At 32.0% G+C, this 2385-nt stretch carries 2 protein-coding genes; both read right to left on the minus strand.

Going from position 1 to position 2385, the window contains the following annotated elements; genetic code table 11:
- Nucleotides 1-171: 171 nt before the first annotated feature.
- Nucleotides 172-1548, minus strand: coding sequence for a dihydrolipoyl dehydrogenase (lpdA, locus tag V6U76_RS05100; RefSeq protein WP_333024050.1), 1377 nt, complete (start codon nucleotides 1546-1548; stop codon nucleotides 172-174).
- Nucleotides 1541-2385: PQQ-binding-like beta-propeller repeat protein (locus V6U76_RS05105; RefSeq protein WP_333024051.1), on the minus strand; the 845-nt coding region annotated here is incomplete at its 5' end. The genes lpdA and V6U76_RS05105, both read right to left, overlap by 8 nt.

Consider the following 2385-nt stretch of genomic DNA (forward strand, 5'->3'; position numbering starts at 1 on the left):
TTTTTTTCATGACTAACGGATTTATTACTTGATATATTGTTTGTCTTGATATTAGATTTGACTTTTTTATTATATATTTTTATGTTAAAGAAGTAAGTTATGCAATATAGAAGTTATATCATTTTACAGAAAGGCTTAAATAAATTTGCTTAGCGTAAATTTTCTGTAAGATTAACTTTTAAAAAAAGCATCGATACATGCGTCACGAAAAGCTTCATTTATATCTGGATGAGAGTGACAAATTCTATATATATCTTCTGCTGCTGCACCATATGCCATTGCTATTGCTGCTTCATTAATTAGTGTATCGGCATGTGCCCCAATAATATGCACACCAAGTATAGTATCTGTTGTGACACAAGCTAGCACCTTGACAAACCCTTCAGCAGAATCAGTAACTTTTGCTCTACCATTAGCAGCAAATTGACATTTACCAACCTTATACTTACGATTAGAGTTTTTCAATTCTTCTTCAGTTTTACCGATAGAAGCTACTGCTGGATAAGTATAAATAACTGATGGTATAATTTCATAGTTAACATGAGGAGATTGCCCTGCGATTATCTCTGCAACAGCTACTCCCTCTTCTTCTGCTTTGTGAGCAAGCATTGCACCACCTACGACGTCACCAATAGCGAATATTCCTTTTACATTTGTTTCATACTTATTATTCACTTGAATAAAACCGCGATTATCTTTTACTATCTTATCATCAATACCGACTCCATCTGTAAATGGTTTACGCCCTACTGCCATTAAAATTTTATCTACTTTTATAAAATTTACTTGATTATCCTTGGTTGAACAAATCTTTATGTTACCTTGTTTTATCTCTTCAACTTTAGTATTAAGTAAAAACTTTATTCCCTGCTTCTGTAAACTGGAAAGAATAGATTTACTTAACTCACCATCCATTGATGCAGCAACTCTATCTGAAAATTCAATTACTGTGACTTCCGCTCCTAATCTGCTCCATACAGAAGACATCTCAAGACCTATGGCTCCCGCACCAATAACCACAAGTTTCTTTGGTGCTTCAGTGAGCGATAATGCCCCTGTGGAAGAAATAATATTTTCTTCGTTAATATTAATCCCTGGAAGAGAACTTACATCAGAACCAGTGGCAATCACTATATTTTTTGCTTTGAATAGTTCATCTTTAACTGCAACTTCAAGATTTCCTGGATTAAAAGAGACAATTCTACCTAATCCATTAATTTTTGTAACCTTGTTAAGATTAAATAAATAATCTATACCTCTTCCTAGCTCTTGAACTTTAGTGTCTTTATAGCTTAGCATATCTTGCAAATTGAAATTTATATCCTTAACTTTTATGCCAAACTTTAATAAATCATTTTTCGCATGAACATATTCATGAGAAGAATAAAGCAATGCCTTAGAAGGTATACATCCAACTCTGAGACACGTACCACCAAAAATGCTATTCTTATCTATACAAGCAACTTTCATGCCAAGTTTAGATGCAGTAACTGCACACTTATATCCACCTGGCCCACCGCCTATAATTATTAAATCGTACTCAATCATATAAAACAAATTTATTTTCTAAAGAAAAAACGCCACCTTGCTTAGTTGTAAAAAATATCTCATGAAATTTAAATACTGGCAAATGAAAAACACCTTCCGGTATTTTTATTATCTTACCACCATTATCAAATCCTGGAAATGCAAGAATAAAACCGCTGCTACTCAATATCCACAATGTATGTGCGTATACAGCAGAAGAAAAATAAGTATTTGATTTTAGCTGCATTTTTTTTATTAAATCAGAGGACCAAATCACTTCTCCATTACGTACATCTAGTCCAATAATTTCATTATCTTTAGTAATAATAAAAACCCTACCACCTTCTCTTTGTTTTTTAATCAGTGGACTATAATTAGATTCAATATTTGACATACTTTTTACTTGTAATTGCTTCGACCATAAAACATTACCTGACTTTACATTAAAAGCATAAACATAAGAGTTATTTGCAGCTACAACAATATCATTATGTATTTTTGGCGTAGTGATAATATCTGTTAATTGTGTATCCAAAATATTGATAGATAATTTTTTGCTCCATAATTTTTTGCCTTCTTCGTCAAATGCTATTAGCTCTCCATTAGAAAATGGCGCTATTATCATATTATCTAAAATTGCAGGTGATACATCATATGAGCCTATGATTTCATTGATTCCATTTTGATACGTCCAAACTGAATTGCCATCTTGAATATTGATCACATGCAAACAATTATCAACAGTAAGAATTGTTAAGTTATCACCTATTATTCCTCCATTTCCTCTTATAGGTGCTCTGAAACTTACATGCCATTTGACTTCACCACTATTTTTATTGATCTTATATACAAAGTTAT

Source organism: Wolbachia endosymbiont of Pentidionis agamae (genome assembly GCF_036711655.1).
Lineage (GTDB): Bacteria > Pseudomonadota > Alphaproteobacteria > Rickettsiales > Anaplasmataceae > JAZHPY01.